This window comes from Rhodoglobus sp. GW821-FHT12B09 (assembly GCF_058809925.1).
Map to the genome: position 1 here is coordinate 368,790 of NZ_JBXATB010000003.1, position 21,673 is coordinate 390,462.

General features: G+C 69.1%; 30 protein-coding genes and 1 tRNA gene. 19 read left to right on the top strand and 12 right to left on the bottom strand.

Annotated elements, in window-relative coordinates; translation table 11 throughout:
* Positions 1-45 precede the first annotated feature (45 nt).
* The 5 genes from rpmB to AC1RTC_RS08990 all read left to right on the top strand — a co-directional run bounded on the left by rpmB (position 46) and on the right by AC1RTC_RS08990 (position 3,247).
* Entirely contained in the window at positions 46-282 is a 237-nt protein-coding gene (gene rpmB, locus AC1RTC_RS08970; RefSeq protein ID WP_493155172.1) for a 50S ribosomal protein L28, read from the top strand.
* Positions 282-449 (top strand): 50S ribosomal protein L33, encoded by a 168-nt coding sequence (rpmG, locus tag AC1RTC_RS08975; protein WP_305003542.1) that lies wholly within the window; start codon positions 282-284, stop codon positions 447-449. Before rpmB ends, rpmG begins: the two co-directional genes overlap by 1 nt.
* Positions 450-451: 2 nt before the next feature.
* Entirely contained in the window at positions 452-757 is a 306-nt protein-coding gene (gene rpsN / locus AC1RTC_RS08980; protein WP_493155173.1) for a 30S ribosomal protein S14, read from the top strand.
* 81 nt (positions 758-838) lie between these two features.
* Positions 839-1,129 (top strand): HU family DNA-binding protein, encoded by a 291-nt coding sequence (locus AC1RTC_RS08985; RefSeq protein ID WP_493155174.1) that lies wholly within the window; start codon positions 839-841, stop codon positions 1,127-1,129.
* Between the two features lie 150 nt (positions 1,130-1,279).
* Positions 1,280-3,247 carry a bifunctional copper resistance protein CopD/cytochrome c oxidase assembly protein gene (locus tag AC1RTC_RS08990; protein WP_493155175.1) on the top strand — a complete coding sequence of 656 codons (1,968 nt, stop codon included), beginning with the start codon at positions 1,280-1,282 and terminating at the stop codon, positions 3,245-3,247.
* Here AC1RTC_RS08990 and AC1RTC_RS08995 read toward each other — a convergent pair whose 3' ends face one another.
* Entirely contained in the window at positions 3,248-4,210 is a 963-nt protein-coding gene (locus AC1RTC_RS08995) for a zinc ribbon domain-containing protein (RefSeq protein ID WP_493155176.1), read from the bottom strand.
* 73 nt (positions 4,211-4,283) lie between these two features.
* Here AC1RTC_RS08995 and AC1RTC_RS09000 point away from each other — a divergent pair, with 73 nt between their 5' ends.
* Positions 4,284-5,579, top strand: a complete 1,296-nt coding sequence (locus AC1RTC_RS09000) for an ATP-dependent DNA helicase (RefSeq protein WP_493155177.1) — start codon at positions 4,284-4,286, stop codon at positions 5,577-5,579.
* A 42-nt stretch (positions 5,580-5,621) separates the two neighbouring features.
* On the opposite strand, the gene AC1RTC_RS09005 is transcribed toward AC1RTC_RS09000, so the two are convergent.
* From AC1RTC_RS09005 to AC1RTC_RS09020, 4 genes are all read right to left on the bottom strand, one after another.
* Positions 5,622-6,269, bottom strand: a complete 648-nt coding sequence (locus AC1RTC_RS09005) for a biliverdin-producing heme oxygenase (protein WP_493155178.1) — start codon at positions 6,267-6,269, stop codon at positions 5,622-5,624.
* A gap of 104 nt (positions 6,270-6,373) precedes the next feature.
* Entirely contained in the window at positions 6,374-6,910 is a 537-nt protein-coding gene (locus AC1RTC_RS09010; RefSeq protein ID WP_493155179.1) for a hypothetical protein, read from the bottom strand.
* 1 nt (position 6,911) lies between these two features.
* Positions 6,912-7,319: a DUF4383 domain-containing protein gene (locus AC1RTC_RS09015; RefSeq protein WP_493155180.1), complete on the bottom strand. Its 408-nt coding sequence runs from the start codon at positions 7,317-7,319 to the stop codon at positions 6,912-6,914.
* A gap of 74 nt (positions 7,320-7,393) precedes the next feature.
* Positions 7,394-7,705: a DUF2470 domain-containing protein gene (locus AC1RTC_RS09020; protein WP_493155181.1), complete on the bottom strand. Its 312-nt coding sequence runs from the start codon at positions 7,703-7,705 to the stop codon at positions 7,394-7,396.
* A 44-nt stretch (positions 7,706-7,749) separates the two neighbouring features.
* Between AC1RTC_RS09020 and AC1RTC_RS09025 the strand changes: the two genes are divergently transcribed.
* Positions 7,750-8,265 (top strand): DinB family protein, encoded by a 516-nt coding sequence (locus tag AC1RTC_RS09025; protein WP_493155182.1) that lies wholly within the window; start codon positions 7,750-7,752, stop codon positions 8,263-8,265.
* Here AC1RTC_RS09025 and AC1RTC_RS09030 read toward each other — a convergent pair.
* Entirely contained in the window at positions 8,262-8,909 is a 648-nt protein-coding gene (locus tag AC1RTC_RS09030) for a dienelactone hydrolase family protein (RefSeq protein ID WP_493155183.1), read from the bottom strand. The genes AC1RTC_RS09025 and AC1RTC_RS09030 overlap by 4 nt on opposite strands.
* A 35-nt stretch (positions 8,910-8,944) precedes the next feature.
* On the opposite strand from AC1RTC_RS09030, the gene AC1RTC_RS09035 reads away from it, so the two are divergent.
* The 3 genes from AC1RTC_RS09035 to AC1RTC_RS09045 all read left to right on the top strand — a co-directional run bounded on the left by AC1RTC_RS09035 (position 8,945) and on the right by AC1RTC_RS09045 (position 10,911).
* Positions 8,945-9,160 carry a YkvA family protein gene (locus tag AC1RTC_RS09035; RefSeq protein WP_493155184.1) on the top strand — a complete coding sequence of 72 codons (216 nt, stop codon included), beginning with the start codon at positions 8,945-8,947 and terminating at the stop codon, positions 9,158-9,160.
* 126 nt (positions 9,161-9,286) lie between these two features.
* The gene (locus AC1RTC_RS09040) at positions 9,287-9,616 is read left to right on the top strand and encodes a helix-turn-helix transcriptional regulator (protein WP_493155185.1); all 330 of its coding nucleotides are present in this window, start codon (positions 9,287-9,289) and stop codon (positions 9,614-9,616) included.
* The gene (locus AC1RTC_RS09045) at positions 9,613-10,911 is read left to right on the top strand and encodes a type II toxin-antitoxin system HipA family toxin (protein WP_493155186.1); all 1,299 of its coding nucleotides are present in this window, start codon (positions 9,613-9,615) and stop codon (positions 10,909-10,911) included. Before AC1RTC_RS09040 ends, AC1RTC_RS09045 begins: the two co-directional genes overlap by 4 nt.
* Before the next feature lie 82 nt (positions 10,912-10,993).
* On the opposite strand, the gene AC1RTC_RS09050 is transcribed toward AC1RTC_RS09045, so the two are convergent.
* Positions 10,994-11,067: transfer RNA gene (locus AC1RTC_RS09050), tRNA-Gly, on the bottom strand.
* An 86-nt stretch (positions 11,068-11,153) separates the two neighbouring features.
* On the opposite strand from AC1RTC_RS09050, the gene AC1RTC_RS09055 reads away from it, so the two are divergent.
* Complete coding sequence (locus AC1RTC_RS09055; RefSeq protein WP_493155187.1) at positions 11,154-11,774, top strand: hypothetical protein; 621 nt, start codon at positions 11,154-11,156, stop codon at positions 11,772-11,774.
* Here the strand turns inward: AC1RTC_RS09055 and AC1RTC_RS09060 are convergent, their stop codons facing one another.
* On the bottom strand, positions 11,775-13,166 hold the full coding sequence (locus tag AC1RTC_RS09060; RefSeq protein WP_493155188.1) for an HNH endonuclease signature motif containing protein: 1,392 nt from the start codon (positions 13,164-13,166) through the stop codon (positions 11,775-11,777). It abuts the gene before it with no gap.
* Positions 13,167-13,297: 131 nt separating this feature from the next.
* Here AC1RTC_RS09060 and dcd point away from each other — a divergent pair, with 131 nt between their 5' ends.
* Complete coding sequence (gene dcd, locus AC1RTC_RS09065; RefSeq protein ID WP_493155189.1) at positions 13,298-13,903, top strand: dCTP deaminase; 606 nt, start codon at positions 13,298-13,300, stop codon at positions 13,901-13,903.
* Here the strand turns inward: dcd and idi are convergent.
* A complete protein-coding gene (gene idi, locus AC1RTC_RS09070) occupies positions 13,900-14,415 on the bottom strand; it encodes an isopentenyl-diphosphate Delta-isomerase (protein WP_493155190.1) in 516 nt (171 codons plus the stop codon). The genes dcd and idi overlap by 4 nt on opposite strands.
* Positions 14,416-14,429: 14 nt before the next feature.
* On the opposite strand from idi, the gene AC1RTC_RS09075 reads away from it, so the two are divergent.
* From AC1RTC_RS09075 to AC1RTC_RS09100, 6 genes are read left to right on the top strand one after another with little or no spacing between them, the layout of a single operon-like run.
* A complete protein-coding gene (locus tag AC1RTC_RS09075; RefSeq protein WP_493155191.1) occupies positions 14,430-15,500 on the top strand; it encodes a polyprenyl synthetase family protein in 1,071 nt (356 codons plus the stop codon).
* A 13-nt stretch (positions 15,501-15,513) separates the two neighbouring features.
* On the top strand, positions 15,514-16,350 hold the full coding sequence (locus tag AC1RTC_RS09080) for a phytoene/squalene synthase family protein (RefSeq protein ID WP_493155192.1): 837 nt from the start codon (positions 15,514-15,516) through the stop codon (positions 16,348-16,350).
* Positions 16,347-17,918, top strand: coding sequence for a phytoene desaturase family protein (crtI, locus tag AC1RTC_RS09085; RefSeq protein ID WP_493155193.1), 1,572 nt, complete (start codon positions 16,347-16,349; stop codon positions 17,916-17,918). The genes AC1RTC_RS09080 and crtI overlap by 4 nt, the downstream gene beginning before the upstream one ends.
* Positions 17,915-18,238 (top strand): lycopene cyclase domain-containing protein, encoded by a 324-nt coding sequence (locus tag AC1RTC_RS09090; RefSeq protein ID WP_493155194.1) that lies wholly within the window; start codon positions 17,915-17,917, stop codon positions 18,236-18,238. The genes crtI and AC1RTC_RS09090 overlap by 4 nt, the downstream gene beginning before the upstream one ends.
* Entirely contained in the window at positions 18,235-18,528 is a 294-nt protein-coding gene (locus tag AC1RTC_RS09095) for a lycopene cyclase domain-containing protein (protein WP_493155195.1), read from the top strand. The genes AC1RTC_RS09090 and AC1RTC_RS09095 overlap by 4 nt, the downstream gene beginning before the upstream one ends.
* Positions 18,521-19,381 carry a prenyltransferase gene (locus tag AC1RTC_RS09100; protein ID WP_493155196.1) on the top strand — a complete coding sequence of 287 codons (861 nt, stop codon included), beginning with the start codon at positions 18,521-18,523 and terminating at the stop codon, positions 19,379-19,381. The genes AC1RTC_RS09095 and AC1RTC_RS09100 overlap by 8 nt, the downstream gene beginning before the upstream one ends.
* Positions 19,382-19,420: 39 nt before the next feature.
* Here the strand turns inward: AC1RTC_RS09100 and AC1RTC_RS09105 are convergent, their stop codons facing one another.
* On the bottom strand, positions 19,421-20,257 hold the full coding sequence (locus tag AC1RTC_RS09105) for an alpha/beta hydrolase (RefSeq protein ID WP_493155197.1): 837 nt from the start codon (positions 20,255-20,257) through the stop codon (positions 19,421-19,423).
* 54 nt (positions 20,258-20,311) lie between these two features.
* On the opposite strand from AC1RTC_RS09105, the gene AC1RTC_RS09110 reads away from it, so the two are divergent.
* The gene (locus AC1RTC_RS09110; protein WP_493155198.1) at positions 20,312-20,920 is read left to right on the top strand and encodes a TetR/AcrR family transcriptional regulator; all 609 of its coding nucleotides are present in this window, start codon (positions 20,312-20,314) and stop codon (positions 20,918-20,920) included.
* On the opposite strand, the gene AC1RTC_RS09115 is transcribed toward AC1RTC_RS09110, so the two are convergent.
* On the bottom strand, positions 20,917-21,333 hold the full coding sequence (locus AC1RTC_RS09115; RefSeq protein WP_493155199.1) for a MarR family winged helix-turn-helix transcriptional regulator: 417 nt from the start codon (positions 21,331-21,333) through the stop codon (positions 20,917-20,919). The genes AC1RTC_RS09110 and AC1RTC_RS09115 overlap by 4 nt on opposite strands.
* A 6-nt stretch (positions 21,334-21,339) precedes the next feature.
* Positions 21,340-21,672, bottom strand: a complete 333-nt coding sequence (locus AC1RTC_RS09120; protein WP_493155200.1) for a hypothetical protein — start codon at positions 21,670-21,672, stop codon at positions 21,340-21,342.
* Position 21,673 lies beyond the last annotated feature (1 nt).

A 21,673-nucleotide genomic window follows, 5' to 3' on the forward strand; every position in this document is an offset into this window, starting at 1 on the left:
GGTGATTCCTTCGGGAGTCACGGTAACCAGAACAGGAGTACGTCCATGGCAGCAGTTTGCCAAGTGACCGGAGCCGTCCCCGGCTTTGGGCACAGCATCTCTTTCTCGCACCGACGCAACAAGCGCCGGTTCGACCCGAACATCCAGTCCAAGAAGTACTACGTGCCGTCGCTGCGCCGTAACGTGACGCTGACCCTGTCCGCCAAGGGCATCAAGGTCATCGACGCTCGCGGTATCGACGCCGTGGTCCGGGACCTCCTCGCCCGCGGGGAGAAGATCTAATGGCCAAGCAGCAGGACATCCGTCCGATCATCAAGCTTCGTTCGACCGCTGGAACGGGCTACACCTACGTGACGAAGAAGAACCGTCGCAACAACCCCGACCGCCTCGTGCTCAAGAAGTACGACCCGGTGATCCGCCAGCACGTCGAATTCCGCGAGGAGCGCTAACCATGGCCAAGAAGAGCAAGATTGCCAAGAACGAGCAGCGCAAGGTCATCGTCGCGCGCTACGCCGCGAAGCGCCTCGAGCTGAAGAAGGCCCTCGTCGACCCGGCCGGCACGGACGAGTCCCGCGAGGCCGCCCGCATCGGTCTCCAGAAGCTGCCTCGCAACGCCTCGCCGGTCCGCGTGCGCGGCCGCGACTCCATCGACGGACGCCCCCGCGGTTTCCTCAGCAACTTCGGCGTTTCCCGTGTGCGCTTCCGCGATATGGCTCACCGGGGCGAATTGCCCGGAATTACCAAGTCAAGCTGGTAGATTTCAGGGCGTTTACAACGCTTTGCCTAATCTTTACCAAAGCTCCACACATAACTGCATGACGTCCGAGGAGGACATCCCATGGCTGACAAGTCACTAAACCGTACCGAGTTCGTCGCGGCAGTCGCCGCTGAGTCTGGCCAGAGCCAGGCCGCCGTCAGCACCGTCGTCGACGCTCTCTTCGCCGTCGTGGCCAAGTCGCTCGGCGAGGGCACCAAGGTGTCCATTCCGGGATGGCTCGCAGTCGAGCGCACCCACCGCGCAGCGCGCACGGGCCGCAACCCGCAGACCGGCGAGAGCATCGAGATCAAGGCGAGCAACGGCGTGAAGATCAGCGCCGGCAGCAAGCTCAAGGCCGCGGCCAAGGGCTAGTCTCCGCTTCCACGAAAGGGCGGCAACCTCAGGGTTGCCGCCCTTTCGCCGTCTCACGGCGCGGGCCGTCTCACGGGGCGGGCCGTCTCACGGGGCGTGCCGTCTCCCGCGAAGACAGACTCCCAGCGGGCAGCGAATACGATGGAGCGCGTGCCACGACTCGTACGGATCGCCGGCCCGGCGCTCCTCCTCCTCACGGCACTCGCCGCGCTCCTCGTCTCCCTCGCCTACGGCGGCGGCGCGGATGCCCCGCTCCTGGTCGACCCCGGAGTCGTAGTCCGGTACGGGCTCCCGATCTCGAAGCTCTTCGTCAACCTCGGCGGGGCTGGTGCCGTCGGCGCGCTCGTCCTCGCCTGCTTCGCCCTCGACTCGGCCAAGCCGGAGTTCAACCGCGCGCTCGACGTAGCGGCGGGGTCGGCCGCGGTGTGGACCGTGGCATCCGCCGCCACCGGCTTCTACACGTTCCTCACGGTGCTGCAGCAGCCGATCCGCTTCGACGACGCGTTCGGTGACGTGCTCGCGGGCTTCCTCACCGGCACGGAGCTCGGGCAGGCCTGGCTCGCGACGACCCTCGTTGCCGCCGGTGTGACCGTCCTCTGCTTCGCCGTGCGCAACCAGACCGTGCTCCTCGTCGTCACGGCCTTCGCCGTGGTCGGCCTGCTCCCCATGACCCTCCAGGGCCACCGCGGCGGCACGGCCCAGCACGACTCGGCCACCAGCGCCCTCTTCCTTCATGTGCTGTTCGCCGGCATCTGGCTCGGCGGGCTCCTCACGCTCGCGATCTGCAAGCCGCTCCTCGACAAGGGCCGTCTCGGCATCGTGCTCGCGCGCTACTCGACCCTCGCGCTCGTGTGCTTCATCGTGGTGGCGGCGTCGGGCTACCTGAGCGCCGAGATCCGGGTCGAGAGCCTCGAGAACCTCCTCACGCCGTACGGCATCCTGGTGCTCGTCAAGACGGCCGCGCTGCTGACGCTCGGCCTGTTCGGCGCGATGCAGCGCCGGTACTTCATCGCCCGGATGCAGCGGCCGAAGTCCTCGGGGCGGGGAGTCTTCTGGTGGGTCGTCGCCGCCGAGCTCGGGTTCATGGGCATCGCGGCGGGAGTGGCCGCGGCGCTCGCCAAGACCGCGACGCCGGTGCCGGAGGTCGCGGCATCCGACCTCACCGACCCGACACCCGCCGAGCTGCTCACCGGGAGCCCGCTGCCGCCCCCGGTCAGTGTCGAGCGGCTGTTCACGCTGTGGAACTTCGACCTGATCTGGATCCTCGTCTGCGCGTTCGGCATCTTCTTCTACCTCGCTGGGGTGTGGCGGCTCCGCAAGCGCGGCGACTCCTGGCCGGTCTACCGCACCGTGCTGTTCGTGGCGGGCATGCTGCTGCTGTTCTACATCACCAACGGCGGCGTGAACGTCTACGAGCGCTTCCTGTTCTCGCAGCACATGCTCGCGCACATGGTGCTCGGCATGGCCGTCCCGGTGCTGCTCGTGCCCGGCGCCCCCGTGACCCTCGCCCTCCGCGCGATCGCCAAGCGCACCGACGGCAGCCGCGGCGCCCGGGAGTGGATCCTCCTGCTGGTGCACTCGCGGCTGTTCGCGGTGCTCGCCCACCCGATCGTCGCGAGCCTCCTCTTCGCCACCTCGCTGTGGGCGTTCTACTACACGCCGCTGTTCAGCTGGGCGACGACGAACCACATCGGCCACGAGTGGATGATCGTCCACTTCCTCCTCACGGGCTACCTGTTCGTCTCGGTGCTCATCGGCGTCGACCCGTCGCCCAGCCGCCCGCCGTACCCGGTGCGGTTCCTCATCCTGCTCGCCACCATGGTGTTCCACGCTTTCTTCGGCCTCGCGCTGCTCTCGGGCAGCGGCCTCCTCCTCGCCGACTGGTACGGCGCGATGGGCAACGGCGTCGACGCCCTCGCCGACCAGCAGGCCGGCGGCGGCATCGCCTGGAGCGTGGGCGAGATCCCGACCGTTGCCCTCGCCATCGTGGTCGCGATCATGTGGTCGCGCAGCGACGACCGCGAGTCGAAGCGCTACGACCGCAAGGCGGAGCGGGACGGCGACGCGGAGCTCGAGGCGTACAACGCCATGCTCGCGGACCGTGCGCGGCGCGGCTGACTACTGCGCGCTGATCAGCAGCTTGTCGTCGGGCAGGAACGTGACCACGTAGCTCGAGGTGAACGGCACGTCCTGGTCGAACGTCGAGACGCTGCCGTCGAAGAGCGACCTGATGTCGACGACGAGGTGGGCAGCGGCATCCGTGGCGGGCATCAGCCAGCTCCCGGGCGCCGCACCGGGTTTGAGCGTGACCTTCGGGTAGTGCGCGATCGACCAGGCGGGGGTGCTCACGATGCGGTTGGCGATCTCCTCGCCGAAGGGGCAGCCGGTCGGCAGCAGCACCTGCTGTGTCGCACAGTCATCGAGGTAGTTGTTCAGCTCCTTCTGCACCTGCGCCACGAACGCCGTGGTCGGCAGCAGCTTGACCGACGCGATCACGGCGGCGCCGGGCTGGCTCGCGGTCACCTGTGTCGGGGCCGCCTCCAAGTAGAGGGACTTGCTGGCGAGCTCGTAGGTGCCGGGGGCGAACACGAGGTAGGGCGACGGCTGGTCGGGCTGGGCGGCGTTCACCGCCACCCCGTTGACCGTGAAGCTCGTGCCGTGCTGCGGGGTGACCTGCAGAACGCCGAGCGGGCTCGACTCGAAGCTCCACGTCGGGAACAGGCCCAGCAGCGTGCCCTGCGGCCGTACTGAGAACGTCGACTCCCCGCTCGTCCCGCCGGACGTGAAAGCGAAGACGACGCGGTGGATGCCCTGGGCATCCGTGTCGTCGCTGACCAGCCTGATATCGCTCAGGTCGCCGAGGGCGCCGGCGACGAGCAGCTCGTCACTCGCGTCGCCAGCCGCGACCGTGCCGGCCAGTTCGAGCGCCCCGTCGACGTCGTGCCGCGCGAGGGAGTCGAGGTAGCTGCGCACGAAACCGGCCGCGCTGTACAGGGTGGCGTTGAGGATGAGCACGGTGCCGCCGAAGAGCGCGACGATGATCGCCGCGACGACGGTCCAGGTGATGATCTCGCGGCGCATGGACCCTATCCTAAATCGCACAACTCCAGCAGGGCCGAGCGGGTCGCGCTCCGGTCGCGGGTACAGTGAAGCGGTGAGCGAGGTTGTCCTGGCGCCTGAGCAGCAGGCCGTGTTCGATGCGATCGAGACGACGCTCGAGAATCTCTTCGTCACGGGCCGTGCCGGCACCGGCAAGTCGACCCTCCTGAACTACCTCTCCGAGAACACCTCGAAGCAGATCGTCATCTGCGCGCCCACCGGTGTGGCCGCGCTCAACGTGGGCGGCCAGACGATCCACTCCCTGTTCCGCCTGCCGATCGGTGTCATCGCCGACAACGACATCGAGCAGTCCGCGGAGCTGCGGAAGCTGCTCAGCACCATCGACACTCTGGTGATCGACGAGGTGTCGATGGTGAACGCCGACCTCCTCGACGCGATCGACCGCTCCCTGCGCCAGGCCCGCGGCAGGCGCAACGAGGCGTTCGGCGGCGTTCAGGTCGTGCTGTTCGGCGACCCGTACCAGCTCGCACCCGTTCCGGGCGAGGGCGACGAGCGGGCGTACTTCGGCGACCACTACCGGTCGATGTGGTTCTTCGATGCGAAGGTGTGGGACGACACCGACCTGACGATCTACGAGCTCACGAGCATCCACCGCCAGCACGAGGCCGAGTTCAAGTACATGCTGAACGCGGTGCGCCACGGCGGCGTGACGGCAGAGATCGCGGCCCGCCTCAACGAGGTGGGCGCGCGGCCCAAGCCGACGGATGGCGCGATCACCCTGGCCTCGACGAACGGCATCGTGACCCGCATCAACGCCACAGAGCTCGCGCGGCTCCCCGGCCGAGTGCTCACCGCCAAGGCCGAGGTCAGCGGAGACTTCGGCGGCCGCGCCTTCCCCGCCGACGAGGCGCTCGAGCTCAAGCTCGGTGCGCGCGTGATGTTCCTGCGCAACGACACCGGGCAGGACGGCGGCCGCTGGGTCAATGGCAGCGTCGGCACTGTCACGAAGATCGACTCCACGGTCTGGGTGGACATCGACGGTGAGCGGCACGAGGTGCGCCCGGCCATCTGGGAGAAGTTCAAGTACAGCTACTCGCCGCTCACCAAGTCGCTCCGGAAGGACGTGGTTGCCGAGTTCACGCAGTTCCCGCTGCGGCTCGCGTGGGCGGTCACCATCCACAAGTCGCAGGGCAAGACCTACGACCGCGCGATCGTCGACCTCGGCCCGCGGTCGTTCGCCCCCGGGCAGACGTACGTGGCGCTGAGTCGCATCAGCTCCCTCGACGGGCTTTACATGACGCGCGACCTTCGCCCGAGCGACATCATCGTGGACGAGAACGTGGTGCGGTTCATGTCGCGCGTAACGGCGATCCCGGCGATCCGCGCGTAGCGCCCCGACCGCGCGGCCCGCCCCGACCGGCCCGACCGACGACTAGGCGGCGGCCTTTGCGTCGGCCAGGTCGACGAAGAGCTCCGTGTTGAACTTGTACGCCGTGACGACCTCGTCGATCACGCGCTCGCGCTCGTCGGCGTCCCAGGCGACCGCGTCGAGCTGGTCGCGGTACGTCTCCTTGAACTCCTTGGGCTTGGCGATCTGGTCGAAGAGGTAGAAGCCGACGCCGTTCGTCTCGAACCCGAACTGGCGCTGCATGAGGGTGCGGATGACCTGCCCGCCGGACAGGTCACCGAGGTAGCGCGTGTAGTGGTGGGCGATGAAGCCGCCGGCCCAGCCCTCCGCCGCGATCTCGCGGACGCGGGCCGCGTAGCGCGCGGTGGTCGGGAGCGGGGCGATGGCGGCGCGCCAGTCCGGGCCGATGAGGAACTCGAGGTCGTCCTCGATGGCGGGGAGCCGCGTGAGCTGCGGGGTGATGAAGGGGGCGGCCGTGGCGTCCCCGGCGAACTGCTCGGCAGCCGCCTCGATGGCCTCGTAGATGAAGAAGTGCTGCGCGACGAGCGCGATGTAGTCCTCGCGGGTGCCCTTGCCCGTCATGAGGTCCTTCATGAAGTCGGCGCCCTCGCTGTCGCCGTGGTTGGCCCACGTGCGCTCGCGAAGGGCCTGGGAGAAGGGGATGACGCTCAAGGGTGCTCCTGACGAGGGGCCCCGCCGGGCAGTCGCCGTGCTGTGAGGCACCGTGGATGCGCTCAGCGGGGGAAGGTTAGGTGACCCTAAGTGTAGCGGGAGCGCTAGTGCCCGTGGTCCGGGAGATTGAAGTCGTGGTTGCCCGGCTCGCCGTGCGGTGAGCTGAACAGGCCGGCCTCGGTCGCCGCGAGCGCCGGCGTCGTGAGCGCTGCGACGACGAGGGCGCCCGCGGCCAGCCCGAGCAGGTACCGGCCCACGCTCGGGAACGGGGGTGCGGCATCCGGAGCGCGTCGACGACGGAGGTGGACGCCGAGCACCGCCACCGCGAACAGCTCGAAGAGGCTCGCGACGGCGAGCGGCAGGAACCGGAGGGATGCCGCGAGCTCCGGCGACTCGGAGACGGACGAGGTCACGAGCAGCAGCGTCCACCCGGCCACGGGGACAATCGCCACGACGAGTGCGACGCGCGGGGCCACGAGGGTCTCGCGCGCGAACGTCAGGACGCCCCAGCCGAACTCGGCGAGGCCGAGTACAGCCAGGGCGAGCCCGAGCGCGAGCGGGGAGCCCAGAACGAGCGCGAAATGGATCAGGCCAGTACCGATGGCCGCGAAGGCCAACCAGGTCCTGGTGATCGTGGGCATATCAGGCCGTGGCGAGGCTGGACCGCTTGTCGGCACCGAGGCCGACAGCCAGCAGGATCGCTGCGCTCGCGAAGTGGAGCACGTTGTCTGCCACGTTCAGCGCCAGGACGTTCAGCGCGGTGCCGACGAGGAAGAGCCCCGCGAGGCCGAGCACCAGGTAGGCAGCCCCGACGACGGAGTTGACGGTCTTGGCCGCGCGCACGGTGGAGAGGCCCGCGATCAGGAGGGCCGCACCGATGAGGATGTGCGCGACGTTGTGGAAGATGTTGACCTCGAAGATGCCCAGCAGCAGGCCGCCCTCGGTCGCGAAGAAGCTGACTCCCGAGGTGACGGTGAAGCCGAGGACGCCGATCAGGACGTAGACGGCGCCGAAGATGACACCCAGCAGGCGGTTCGGTGACTTGCTCATGGTCTTGCCTCCTTGTCACGAGCCCTGTGCCCGCGTACAGGTAGGTATTCGTCAGCCGCGCGACTCGCGCTTGGTCAGTGCGGTCGCGGGGTGACTCCCAGTTTCTCGCACGCGACGTCGTAGAGGTGCACGATCTCGCGGCGGATCTCCGGGCGCTCCGAGATCGTGGTGCTCCACGGCACGGTCAGCTGCTCTTGGCGGCGGGGGGTGTCGAACAGCCAGGTTCCGCCGGACTCGTCGAGCGTGATCATGGTCGCGGACGTGGCATCCGGATCGCCGAAAGCCCGCGCGATGAGCAGGTTGTCGTCGTTGTGGTCTGAGTTCATGTGGGCCAGCACGGCGTCGATCGTCTCGGTGCTGAACACTGGCGTGGGAGAGGTTGGCACGAAAACTACGGTAGCCGGTCGTACCCGTGCGCCACGATGGGAGCATGCCCATCACCCCCGATACCAAGAACTGGACCTGGGTCCTCGAGAAGCCCTGCCCCGAGTGCGGCTTCGACGCGAGCACCTTCGAGGCGACGGATGTCCCGGCCCTCCTCCGCGCGAACGCCGCCGCCTGGCCGGCGGTCCTCGAGAGCGCCGAGGTGCGCGTGCGGCCGGACGATGCAACGTGGTCTCCCCTCGAGTACGCGGCCCACGTCCGCGACGTGTTCCGTATCTACGACTACCGGCTGGGACTCATGCAGGAGCAGGATGACCCGCTCTTCCCGAACTGGGACCAGGATGCGACTGCTGTGGAGGAGAAGTACAACGAGCAGGTGCCGACCGTGGTCGCCGACGAGCTGGTCGCGGCCGGGGCATCCCTCGCCGCCGCGTTCGACGCCGTGACCGACTGGTCACGCCCGGGCCGCCGCAGCGACGGCGTCTCGTTCACGATAGAGACGTTCGCGAAGTACTTCATCCACGACCCGGTCCACCACCTGTACGACGTGACGAAGCCCTAGTCGAGGAGGTTCGACTCCAGGAAGACGGCGGTGCGCGCGAAGGCGAGTGCCGCGGCCTGCTGGTCGACGTGCGCCGGGACGCTCGCATTCGCGAACCCGTGGCCGGTGGCGAGGTACCCGAACTGCGTGACCGGTGTGCCGTGGTCCTTCAGGCGGGCGACGAAGGACTCGGGATCCTCGCCCTCCTGCCACTCGTCGGACTCCGCCCACTGCAGCAGCACCGGGCACGGGATCACGCCGTGGTCCTGCGGGCCGAGGCTCGCGTAGTAGGCGACGACGGCGTCCGCGGCGCCGGCCTGCGCGTGCAGGAGCGCGAGCCATCCGCCGAGTGAGAAACCGACGAGGCCGACCCGCTCGGTGCCGGTCAGCTGGGCCTCGACTATCGCATCGTCGATCTCGGCGAGCGCGGTGCCGATATCGAGGTCGCCCATGAGCCCCTGCGCCGAGGCGTCGTCGATCGTGCAGACTCCCTCGTAGAGATCCGGCACGGCGACCCGGAAGCCGCGGCTCGCGATCGCCTCCGCGAACGGCTCGAGCCAGGGCAGTCGGCCGTACATGTCGTGCAGTACGACGATCACGGGATTGCCGCGCTCGCCGTAGAACAGCGACTCCCCGGGGAACGGGATCGGCACGAGCTGGCTCATGCCCGAAAGCCTAAGCCGGAAGGTAGCCTGAAAGCATGAGCAACGGCCGTCGCATCCTCGCAGCAGTACTCGTCGGCGTCGGCGCCCTGGTCTACGGCATCTCGCCGGTGGACATCATCCCCGAGCTGATCGCCGGCCCGTTCGGCTTCATCGACGACCTCGGAGTGCTCGCGGCAGCCGGGTTCGCGATCTACAAGCTGCTCACCGGTCGCAGCCCGGGCAAGGGCGGGGCAACGCCGCCCACGGGTTGACCACGTTCACAATAGTGTGCATTGAGCGTGTTTATGGACTCAGTGTGCAATAATTCGGTCATTAGGGCGCGGATCAATCGTGCCTATTGAGCGGAAATGTGTACCTTGACGGCCAAGGGGTGGCTAATGTTCGGAAATGTGAGCGCGCCGCGACGAACGACCGACGAGTGGCTTGTGCGTATCGGAGCCCAGGTTCGGGCGGTGCGTATCGGCCTGGGTCTCGATCAGGACGAGCTGGCACGGCGAGCATCGGTGAGCCGCGGCTCCGTTAGCGCGCTCGAGAACGGCGGCGGCTCGTCACTCAGCACCTTGGTCAAGATCGCCAGAGTGCTGAACCTGGACGACTGGATGGACGGCATCGCCCCCGATGAGTCGGTCGCCAGCCCACTGCAGCAGTTGGCCGCACAGCGCCGGGAGCGGAAGCCGCCGCGGCGCGTCGCGCGGAAGCCCCGATGAGCGCGTTCGAGCGGACGACGGTCATAGAGGTCCGCGCGTTCGGCGTGACCGTCGGTGCGCTGGCGGCCGGCGCGGCACGCGGGGCCTATGCCTTCGAGTACTCGCCGTCGTGGCGGAGGCGGGGTATCGAGCTCGCCCCGCTGCTCATGCCGCTCGACAGTCGCACGGGCATCTTCACCTTCCCGGGTCTGCCCGCCGAGACGTTCAAGGAACTGCCGCCGCCGATCGCCGACTCCCTCCCCGACCGCTTCGGCAACGCCCTCGTCGACGCCCGGCTCGCACAGGAGGGAATCCCGGCGTCCGCGATCACTCCCCTCGACCGGCTGGCGTACCTCGGCGAACGGGGTCTCGGTGCGCTCGAGTTCGCACCCGCCACCAGCGAGGACGGTCCGCGGCCCACAGCCCTAGACCTCAGCGAGCTGGTCATCGCCGCGCGCAACGTCGTGAGAGGCAACCTGGCAGCGGATGACGACGAGGCCAAGCGAGCGCTCACCCAGATCATCAACGTCGGCACGAGTGCGGGCGGAGCCCGTGCCAAGGCGGTGATCAACCTCGACAGGCTGACCGGCGAGATCCGGGCCGGGCACACCGTGCCCGCTCCCGGCTACGAGGCGTGGCTGTTGAAGTTCGACGGCATCGGCCCCGATCAGGAACTCGGAGCGGCGCAGAGCTACGGTCGGATCGAGCGCGCCTACGCGCTCATGGCCGCGTCCGCCGGCATCGCGGTACCCGACACCGGCCTCATCGAGGAGAACGGCCGCGCGCATTTCATCAGCAAGCGCTTCGACCGGGTCGGTGCAGAGAAGCTGCACATGCAGTCTCTCTGCGGCCTCGCGGGCCTTGACTACAACGCGCGCGCCGTTCACGACTACTCCCAGCTCTTCCTCGCCGCCGAGAGGCTCGGCCTCGGTGCGGACACCAGGGGCGAGGTATTCCGGCGCATGGTGTTCAACGTCGCCGCAGCCAACAACGACGACCACACCAAGAACCACTCGTTCCTCATGGACCGGTCTGGGGCCTGGTCGCTCGCACCCGCCTACGACGTCACGCACGCGCACAACCCGAAGAGCATCTGGACCTCCCAGCACCTGATGAGCGTCAACGGCAAGTTCGCCGGGGCCGGCTACAAGGACTTCATCGCGGTCGCGGAGCGGTTCGACGTCGAGGGGGCGCGCGCGATCATCGGGGACGTGAACGATGCGATCGGCTCGTGGCCCGAGTTTGCCGCGGCGGCCGGTGTCCCGGCGTCGGCCACGGCCGAAGTCGCCGCCGACCTGCTGCCCGTGAAGAGATAAGCCCGGTGACGAGATGAGCCCGGTGAAGAGATGAGCCCTGTAACGAGATGAGCCCTGTAACGAGATGAGCCCTGTAACGAGATGGAGCGGATGACGGGAATCGAACCCGCGCTATCAGCTTGGGAAGCTGAAGTTCTGCCATTGAACTACATCCGCGTGCGACGGTCGCCCGCCAGATAGAGAGCATACCGTGACCACCTGAGGCTTTCGAGGTCGGGATGCCCGGAGCTACCCTCAAGCGTATGAAGCGCATTCACCTACTGGGCGCACTAGCTCTCGTCGTCGCGCTCGCCGGTTGCACCCCGGTCTCGCCGGAACCCACTCCCACGCCGCCGCCGACCGCCACCGGGGTGAAGCCCACTCCGAAGCCGACGCCGACCGTGACCGTCCCGCCGCTCGCGATCCCGGAGTGCGAGACGATGCTCCCTCTCGGCACGGCCCAGGACCTGTTCAGCGAGAACACCGCGTTCCTCGGCGAGCAGCCGGCGGGCGAGTTCGTGGGGCGTCTCACTGTCCCGTCCATTCCGGTGGTGCTGTCAACGGCGAGCCCGGCGCGGGCGTGCCTGTGGGGCATCCCGCAGTCCGACGGGCTGTTCCAGCTGGTCGTCGCCGGCATCACGGACGCCGAGCGCGCGACGCTGCAGGGCGAGCTCACCTCGGCGGGATACGCGGAGACGACGATGGGCACGGTGACGGCGTTCGAGCTCGAGGGCGAGAACGAGATCGGCTCGGTCGGGACCACGCACCTGTTCACCGGGGGTGTCTGGATCGTGTGCGACGGGTCGTCGCTGCACCTCTCCGGCGCGGTGGTCGGCGCGGCGCTCGACGCTCTCCGCGCGGCGAATCCCGCACTCGGACTGTGACTAGGCGGCGTACGCCAACGGTGACAGCGGGCGCGTCCACTCCGGGATGCCCGGCCCCCGCACCTCCGGAAGCCCGTAGGTCATCCGGTACCTCCACGGTCCGTTGTCGACCAGCTGGTGGTGCCAGTAGCAGAGCAGTATGCCGTTGCCGGTGTTCGTCGGGCCGCCGTCGCGCCAGGGAATGACATGGTGCACTTGCAGCGCGGTGTGGGGGGTCGTGCATCCCGGGGTGAAACAGCGTTCTCCGTCCCTGGCCGCGATGGAGAGCGCCTGGGTGGCGGTGAAGCAGCGCTCGGGCGAGCCGATGCCGAGCACGGCGCCCGTCGGTGCAAGAGTGACGGTGCGGTAGCCACCGGCGTCGATGTACCGGTCGACCGTGCGCCGGGACACGGGGGAGTCTGAACCGCTCATGGTGCCGATCGGGTCGGAGTCTCGCCCGTCGGGGCGGTGAAGGCTCTCGGCGGTGACCGTGACGAGCACGGAGGCGGTGCGACCGTTCATCACCGGTGCGCCACTCTCGGCGATCGCCGCGAGGAGGATCTCGCCGAAGATGTCGTGGCGCCGCTGCCCCGGGGTGCGCGGGTCGCGGCCTTCTGCGACGTCATCGAATGAGTCGGGGCCAGTGCCGGGGGTGGAACCGACGTCGGGCTTGGCGGCAAACCGGGGCGACCGGCGCGCGGCCTCGAACCTGCGCAGCAGAGGTATCGCCAGCTCCGGCTTGAGGCGCCCGCCGAAGGGAAAGAGCCCGTCCTCGTCCTCCCTGCCGACCCACACGTCCCGCAAGAGCGCCGCGTGCTCCTCCCGTGGCCGCGCGCCGTCGGGATCAATGGCCGCGCCAACGGTGCGGATGTGGCGGGCGAGGTAGTCCACGGAGACCGGCGGCAGGTGCCCGCCCGAGGGGTCGACCCCGCAGGCCAGCCCGACCATGAGGGACTCCGCGGCGGCCCGGGCTTCGCCCGGTACGCGCGAGGCGGACTTCTGCAGCTCGCGGTCGATCAGCACGGCGGCCTCGAACCCGAGGCGACCGGCGGTCAGTGCCTGCGCGAGCTCAGGGCGCTGCGGCCCGAGGGGTGCTCCCGTCACCGACAGTCGAGGCCTGACGTTCTCCGCGAGCGCGAGTCGAGCCCGGGCCGTTCGCTCGGAGACCTGGGCCAGGGTGGCGACGGCGGCAATCGATGACGCGAACCCGAGTTTTTCGGCCTCCTGGCTGTCGCGCGCAAGTGACGCCACCGCGAGCACCCGCGCGGCATCCATCAACCGGCCCACGGCCTCGACCGCGGCGATGGTGTCGGCGACCGCAGACGCCGGGTGCGCGGCCAGAGCCGCGACGAGGCTCTCGAGCTCGGCGGTGACCCGCTCGACGGCGGCTTCCACTGAGGGCTCAAGAACCATACATAGATTATACCGCACATTCGAAACTATGTTCGAACAGAGTGCGAACCTGTGGAAAGCGCCGCCATCGGGATGAACGTGCGGTCAGTGCGCCGCCCCCTGCACGACCACGAGTAGCTAGTGTGGGGCGCATGCTTCTCAGTGATCGCGACATCCGTGCAGAACTGTCAGCGGGGCGCATCGCCCTCGAGCCGCTCGATCTGGAGATGGTGCAGCCGTCGAGCATCGACGTGCGGCTCGACAGGTTCTTCCGGCTTTTCGACAACCACAAGTACCCGTTCATCGATCCCGCCGAAGACCAGCCCGACCTGACGCACCTGGTCGAGGTCGACGCCGACCAGCCGTTCATCCTGCACCCCGGCGAGTTCGTGCTCGGCAGTACGTTCGAGCTCGTGACGCTCCCGGACGACGTCGCCGCGCGCCTCGAGGGCAAGAGCTCCCTCGGCCGCCTCGGGCTGCTGACGCACTCGACCGCGGGTTTCGTCGACCCGGGATTCTCGGGCCACGTCACTCTCGAGCTGAGCAACGTCGCCACCCTCCCGATCAAGCTCTGGCCCGGCATGAAGATCGGGCAGCTGTGCTTCATCCGCACCAGCTCCCCCGTGGACAACCCCTACGGCTCGGGCCAGTACCTCAACCGGTACCAGGGCCAGCGCGGACCGACGGCGTCGCGCAGCCACCTCAACTTCCACCGCACCGACGTGCGCTCGACCGATGCGGGCGCGAAGGGCAACTAGCGCAACTGCTCCAGCTGCCAGCCGAGCCACGGGCTGAACGCGTACGGCGCCGCGACCGCTGCGGCGTGCAGGGACTCCGGCGACACCCACGAGAACTCGGCGGCCTCGTCGGGGTTGGGCGCGACCTGATCGTGGGTCACCGCCCGGAACACCGGGCACACCTCGTTCTCGACGATCCCGGAGGCGTCGACGGCGCGGTAGCGGAAGTCGGGGAGCACGACCTCGATGTCGCGGAGGGTGATGCCGAGCTCGAAGAGGCCGCGGCGGACTATCGCATCCGGCAGCGCCTCGCCGGGCGCCGGATGCCCGCAGAACGAGTTGGTCCACACGCCGGGCCACGTCAGCTTTCCGAGAGCGCGCCGCGTCACCAAGACGAGTCCGTCGGCGTTGTAGACGTGGCACGAGAACGCCAGGTGGAGGGCGGTGTCGGTGGTGTGGACGGCGACCTTGTCCGCGACCCCGATCGGTTCGCCCGCGGCATCCACCAGCACGACCTGCTCAGTTGCTGCCACGGTAGTCTGCCTAAATGGATGGTTCTGGACTGCTCGGTCTCTCAGAGGAGAGGCAGGTGCAGGTCGACGCCGTGCTGGCGCGCTTCTTCACCCTATCCAAGAACCGCGCGGCAGCCTTCGGGCCGCAGTACGTCCAGCTCTGGGAGACCCTCGAGCAGAACACCACGGGCGGCAAGCGGTTCCGCCCGAAGATGGTGCTCTGCGCGTACCAGGCCCTCGGCGGCACAGATCTGGAGGCGGCGGCCTACATCGGCGCCGCGTTCGAGCTCCTCCACACGGCCCTGATCGTGCACGACGACGTCATCGACCACGACTTCGTGCGCCGTGGCGTCCCGAACATCTCCGGCAGCTACCGGGATGCCGCGACCGCGGCCGGCTCGACCGAGCGCGTTGCCGAGCACAGCGGCATCTCCGCGGCGGTCATCGCCGGCGATCTCGCGCTCTTCAACTCCTACCGGCTCATCGACCGGAGCGGCGTCGCGGATGTCACGCGCGCGCGCCTGCTCGAGGTGATGGACGACGCGCTCTTCGCCTCCGCGGCGGGGGAGCTGATCGACGTCGACTTCCAGATCGCGCTCGAGGTCCCGCGGGTGGACGACATCCTCACCATGGAGCGGCTGAAGACCGCGGTGTACTCCTTCGAGTGCCCGCTGCAGGCGGGGGCGATCCTCGCGGGCGCCTCCGAGCAGGTGGTCGCGACCCTCGGCGAGTTCGGCCGCGAGATCGGCATCGCCTACCAGCTCGTGGACGACCTCCTCGGGGTCTTCGGCGTGGAGGCCGAGACCGGGAAGACCACGATCGGCGACCTGCGCGAGGGCAAGCGCACTGTCCTGATCGCGTACGCGACGAGCACGCGCGAGTGGGCCGACGTCGAGCGCCACATCGGCAACCCCGACCTCACGGAGGAGGATGCGGCCCGGGTGCGGGAGCTGCTGGTCTCCTGCGGGGCCAAGTCGTTCGCCGAGGGCCTTGCCCGCTACTACGCGAACCGCGCGCTCGCCCGGCTGGCCGAGGGGCACATCCCGGCCGCGCTGCGTGCGGAGCTGCATCCCGTCGCCGACGCCGTGCTCGGGCGCGTCAAGTGAGCGGAGGCACGTTGTGAGAGAGGCACTCTACGACCGGGTTGCGGAGGAGACGGCGAGCATCGTCATCCACCGGTACTCGACGTCGTTCGGACTCGCATCCCGGCTGCTCGGCGCCGGCGTGCGCCAGCACGTGGAGAACATCTACGCGCTCGTGCGTGTTGCGGATGAGATCGTCGACGGCGGCGCGAGCATCGACACCCTGCAGGCCGCCCGCGCGCTCAACGACCTCGAGGCCGAGACCGGCGAGGCCCTGCGCATCGGGTTCAGCTCGAACCTCGTCGTGCACGCCTTCGCCCTCACGGCCCGCGACGTCGACTTCGGCGAGGAGCTGACGGCCCCCTTCTTCGAGTCGATGCGCATGGACCTCAGCCAGAAGCAGCACGACCAGGCCAGCTTCGACACCTACGTGTACGGCTCGGCCGAGGTGGTGGGCCTCATGTGCCTGCGCGCGTTCCTGCACGGTGAGGCCGTGACCGATCTGCCCCGATTCGAGACCGGTGCCCGCGCGCTCGGCGCCGCCTTCCAGAAGGTCAACTTCCTGAGGGACCTCGCGGCCGACTTCGAGACGCTGGGCCGCAGCTACTTCCCGGATGTCGACGTGCACTCGTTCGACGAGGCGACCAAGACCCGGCTGCTCGACGACATCGACGCCGATCTCGCCGTGTCGGCCGCGGTCGTGCCCGACCTGCCCCGGAGCTCGCGCCGCGCGGTCGCGCTCGCGCAGTCCCTGTTCGCCGAGCTCTCGACCCGCCTGCGGGCGACCCCGGCGAGCGAGCTCGTGCGCGCCCGCGTGCGGGTGCCCAACCCCGTGAAGGCCAGGCTCGCGCTCGCCGCGGCGGTGGGCCGATGAGCGCCGTCGTCGTGATCGGCGGCGGGATCGCAGGCCTGGCGAGCGCCGCCCTGCTCGCCCGGGAGGGCCACACGGTCACGCTTCTCGAGGGCCGCGCCGAGGTCGGCGGCCGGGCCGGATCCTGGGAGCACGACGGCTTCCGCTTCGACACGGGCCCGTCGTGGTACCTCATGCCCGAGGTCTTCGACCACTTCTACAAGCTGCTCGGCACGAGCGCGGAGGAGCAGCTCACGCTCATCACGCTCGACCCCGGCTACCGCGTGTTCTTCGAGGGGGTCGCCGAGCCGCTCGACATCTCGGCGGAGGTCGAGGACAACGTCGCGCTCTTCGAGGGCATCGAGAAGGGCGCAGGCGCCCGGCTCACCGCGTACCTCGAGTCCGCGCGCGAGGTGTACGAGCTCGCGAAGGCCCGCTTCCTCTACACGACGTTCGCCGACTTCCGGCCGCTGCTGAAGAAGGACGTGCTCGGCCAGGCGGGCCGTTTCCTCAAGCTGCTCCTGCAGCCGCTCTCGACGTTCGTGAAGCGGCGGTTCAAGGACAGCCGACTGCGCCAGGTGCTCGGGTACCCCGCGGTGTTCCTGGGGTCGTCGCCCTACCTGACGCCCAGCATGTACCACCTCATGAGCCACCTCGATTTGCAGGACGGCGTGCTGTACCCGATGGGCGGCTTCACCCGCGTCATCGAGTCGATCGCCGACCTGGCGCGTGCCGAGGGCGTCACCATAGTCACGCGTGCTGAAGTAACGCGCATCGTGGTCGAGAACGGTGCGACGACCGGCGTCACCTACCTCGACGCCGACCGCCACGTGCAGTTCGCGGACGCCGAGATCGTCGTCTCCGCCGCCGACCTGCACCACACCGAGACGAAGCTGCTCATCGAGGGCGAGCGCACCTACCCCCAGGAGTACTGGGACTCGAAGACCCCGGGGCCGAGCGCTCTGCTGCTCTACCTGGGCGTCGAGGGCGAGCTGCCCGAGCTCGAGCACCACAATCTGCTCTTCACGCGCGACTGGAAGAAGGGCTTCGACGCGATCTTCGGCGACGTGTCGTCCATCCCCGAGCCCGCGTCGCTCTACGTGTGCAAGCCGAGCGGCGTCGATCCGGATGTCGCGCCCGAGGGTTACGAGAACCTCTTCGTGCTCGTGCCGATCCCCGCGGACCCGACGATCGGGCGCGGCGATGTGGACGGCGACGGCGACACCCGCATCGAGGTGCTGGGCGACAGGGTCATTGCGCAGATCGCCGACTGGACGGGCATCCCGGACCTGGCTTCTCGTGTCACGGTGCGGCGCACCGTGGGGCCGGGCAACTTCGTCGAGGACCTCAACGCCTGGCGCGGTACTGCCCTCGGGCCCGCGCACACGCTGGGGCAGAGCGCCTTCTTCCGCGCGGGCAACGTGTCGAAGAAGGTCAAGGGCCTGTACTACGCGGGGGGCTCCACGATCCCGGGCATCGGGCTGCCGATGTGCCTCATCAGCGCGGAGCTGCTCGTGAAGCGGCTGCGCGGGGATGTCTCGACCGGCCCGCTGCCGGAGCCGCTGGGCCGTGCTGGGGCTCTCGACGCATGATCCTGCTCTATCTGCTCGCTCTGCTCGTCGCCCTCACCGGCATGGTCGTGCTCGACCGCCGCTTCCGCCTGTTCTTCTGGCGGGACGCGCGCCGCGCGGCGATCGTGCTCGCCGTCGGGCTCGCGTTCTTCCTCGCCTGGGACCTCGCGGGCGTCGGCGGCGGAATCTTCTTCCGCGGCGAGACGGCCTTCATGACCGGGCTGCAGATCGCGCCGGAGGTGCCGCTCGAGGAGGTCTTCTTCCTCGCACTGCTCTGCTACCTGACGATGAACGTGTACGGCTGGTGCTCGCTGAGGCTGTCGAAACCGGACGCGTCATGACCTACTGGGCGCTCAACGCGATCTTCCTCGCGGTCATCGTGGCCGTGGCGGTCCTTGCTCGACGCCGTCTCCGCTGGCCCGCCGTCGGCATCACCCTCGCGATCCTGCTCGTCATGACCGCGGTCTTCGACAACATCATGATCTCGGTGGGGCTCGTCGCGTACAACGAGTCGCTCATCAGCGGCGCGTTCATCGGCGTCGCGCCCCTCGAGGACTTCGCGTACACGCTCGCCGCGGTGATCGGGCTGCCGTCGCTGTGGGTGCTGTTGGAGCGGAGGCCCCGTGCTTAGGGCGCTCTTCGTCTCCTCCCGCCCGTTGAGCTGGGTGAACACGGCATTCCCGTTCGCGGCCGCATACCTGCTCACCGCGCGCGAGGTCGACGTAACCCTCATAGTCGGTGCCCTCTACTTCCTCATCCCGTACAACCTCGCGATGTACGGCATCAACGACGTCTTCGACTACGAGTCCGACCTGCGGAATCCCCGCAAGGGCGGCGTCGAGGGCGCGCTCCTGGACCGCGGGATGCACCGGCCGACGATCATCGCCGCGATCGCCACCAACGTCCCCTTCCTCGTGTACCTCGTGCTCGTCGGCTCACCCCTCAGCTGGCTCGTGCTGGCCGTGAGCGTGTTCGCGGTGGTCGCCTACTCCGCCCCCGTGCTGCGCTTCAAGGAGCGCCCCTTCCTCGACTCGGTCACGTCGAGCACGCACTTCGTCTCGCCCGCGGTCTACGGCCTGGTGCTCGCGGGCGCGGCGTTCACCCCGCAGCTGTGGGCGGTACTCGGCGCGTTCTTCCTGTGGGGGGCGGCGTCGCACGCCTTCGGGGCGGTGCAGGACGTCATTGCTGACCGCGAGGGCGGCATCGCGTCGATCGCGACGGTGATCGGCGCGCGCGCGACAGTGCGGCTCTCGGTCGTCGCCTATCTGCTCGGCGGGGTGCTGCTGCTGCTCTCGAGCTGGCCGGGCCCGCTCGCGGCCGTGCTCGTGCTGCCCTACGCGATCAGCTGCGCCCAGTTCTGGAACGTCTCCGACGCGGAGAGCGAGCGCGCGAACCGCGGGTGGAAGCGGTTCCTCTGGCTGAACTTCGCCACGGGCTTCCTCGTCACGATGCTCATGATCTGGTTCGCCTGGCTGGTGCGCTAGCCCGCCGCGCCACACCTTTCTCGTTGCGCTCCAGCAGTTTCAGTAGCGCGACGCGAAATCTGTAGCGCGATGCGGGAGGACGAACCCCGCGACGGCGTCGAGCACGGCGGGGTCGCTCAGGATCCGCGAGTGCCCCAGCCCGGTCGTGCGCATCAGGTCGACGTGACCGGGGTGGTCGGCGGCGATCAGGTCGAGCTCGCCGGAGGGGACCACCCGGTCGCCCTCGTCGTGCACGAGCAGCAGCGGGATGCCCGGGTCGTCGACGCGCGAGACGAAGCGCGCCCACGGCTCGTCGACCACGGTGAAGGTGCGGCGCTCGATCTTGTCCCGCAGCCGGCGCACCACGGCGGCGGACAGCCCGAGCTGCCGGGAGAACTCCGTGACGATGCCGTCGGCGTCGTGCATCCCGGAGATGCCCACGATCCGCCGCGCCGCGGTGCCCTCGCGCACGGCGAGGAACGTCGCGAGCACGCCGAACGAGTGGCCGACGACGGCCTGGAACGGGCCGTACTGCTCGCCGAGCTGGTGGACGGCCTCCGCGTAGTCGAGGACGGTGGTGCGGCGGCCCGGGGAGGCGCCGTTGCCGGGGGCGTCGAAGGAGAGCACCGTGGCATCCGGGGCCTCGAGCGCCCGGACGAGCGCGCTCAACCGCGAGGCGCGGCTGCGCCAGCCGTGGACGAGCAGGATGACGCGGCGCCCGCTGCCCCACCGGTAGGTGACGACGCGCTTGCCGTGCACCTCGAGGGCCCCGGTGACGGCCCGCTCGTGCACAGCCCGGTCACGGTCGTGGACCGACTCGGGCCTGCCGAGGCTGCCCCAGAGGCCGTAGGCGATCTCGGCCGCCACCGGCGCGGGCAGTGCGTCGAGCACCCTCATGCGAACTCCAAACTATAAGTACGATCGTTCGTATAGTAGGGTGGAGGGAGCACAATGGCAACCATGACCACGATCGACGGGCGCAGGGCGCGGGGCGACAGCTCGCGCCGCGCCGTGATGCGCGTTGCCGTCGATATCGCCTCCGTCGAGGGGCTCGAGGGCCTCTCCATCGGCGGGCTGGCGGCCGAGACGTCGATGAGCAAGGGCGGCGTGGTCGCCCTGTTCGGCACCAAGGAGCAGCTGCAGCTCGCCACGGTCGCGGCGGCGTCCGAGATCTTCGTCGGGAACGTGGTGACGCCGGCGCTGGAGGTGAAGGGCGGTCGCGAGCGGCTCACGGTGCTGGTCGACGCCTGGCTGCGCTACAGCGAGACGCGAGTGTTCACGGGCGGCTGCTTCTTCGCGGCGGCGTCGGCGGAGCTCGGGTCGCAGAGGGGCCCGGTGCGGGATGCCGTGGCCGACGCGATGCGGCAATGGCAGCAGTTCGTCTGCCGCACCGTAGAACGCGCCGTTGCGCGCGGCGAGCTGGACCAGGCGACGGACGCCGCCCAGCTGGCCTTCGAGATCACCGCGCTGCTCGACAGCGCGAACGACATGTCGCTGCTCTTCGACAGCGCGGAGCCGTACGCGCGGGCGCGTACCGCTCTCGCGAGGCTGTTGGGCTAGTCGCTCCAGCCCAGGTTGCGGGCCATGCGTTCGAGCACCTGGACGGTCTGCTCGTACTGGTCGGGCGTGACGCCCTCGGCGGCGATCGTTCGCTGGGCGGCGACAACCGCCTCGAGCTTGTCGAACGCCGTGCGGCCGCGCTCGGTGATGTCGTACTGCGCGCCCGCGGAGACCCATCCGCTGTCGACGAGCTCGGCGAGGTGCTCGGCGGAGGTGTCGTCACCCTCGCCAGACAGGAACGGCGCCACCGCGGCATCCAGCTGCTCCGCCGTCGCGGGCTCGTGGGAGAGCACGTTCAGGAGTTGCCATTGGCGCCGGGTGACGCCGTGTTCCTCGAGGGTCGAGGCGAACTGCTCGTCGATCATGCGATCGACCAGCTTGAGCCAGAATCCAATCGGTCGAGGAGAGGCCATGGTCCGTTAGCTCTCGGGAGTCTCGGCCGGAGCCTGGTCGGCGAACGGATGACGCGGACCGCGCCCGCGCATCATGCCCGGGTGGCCGTGGCGGTGGCCGCCGAAGCCGCGACCGCGGCCGAAGGGGCGCTCGTGCTGCTGGGTCTCATCCCAGCCGAGGTTGCGGGCCATCTTCTCGAGCGTGGCCATGGTGGTGGCGTAGTCCTCGTCGGAGATGCCCTCGCGGGCGGTGGCGCCGAGCGTCTTGCGGTACTCGCGGGTCAGCTCGTGCTTGCGAACCTCGATGGCGCGGAGCCAGAAGTTCGGACGGGTGGTTCGTGATTCAGTGGGGGTAGTCATG